This window comes from Faecalibacterium sp. DFI.5.82 (assembly GCF_029076575.1).
Taxonomy (GTDB): domain Bacteria; phylum Bacillota; class Clostridia; order Oscillospirales; family Ruminococcaceae; genus Faecalibacterium; species Faecalibacterium duncaniae.
Window position 1 is genome coordinate 1 of the sequence record NZ_JARFIS010000832.1, and the last position, 298, is coordinate 298.

At 41.9% G+C, this 298-nt stretch carries 1 protein-coding gene; it reads left to right on the top strand.

What is annotated here, in order from left to right; all coding sequences use genetic code 11:
* The coding region (locus P0G09_RS19115; protein WP_275253459.1) for a hypothetical protein at nt 1-236 on the top strand (236 nt) is incomplete at its 5' end.
* Between the last annotated feature and the right edge of the window lie 62 nt (nt 237-298).

Here is a 298-nt window from a genome sequence, read left to right on the forward strand (position 1 = left end):
CACAGTATGAAAACCCGTTTGGATTTGCAATGAAGTATTTTGGGCAGAGTCCTTATCGGGAATTTACGGCTACGGTCCGGGCGGTCTGTCTGGATATACAGCATTATATCTATACGAATAAGAGCCTGGATGCAATGGAAGATGCGATAGGTGCGGGAGTCAGTTCGAGCGTAATAAAAACGGCGGAAAAAGACATTTCCATTATACGTTCTGGATTCAAGGCGCTGAAAAAATAACAAGTGCGAAACATAAGATAAGTAACTACGGGTGAGGGGAAAAATATGTTTGAACTGAAAAA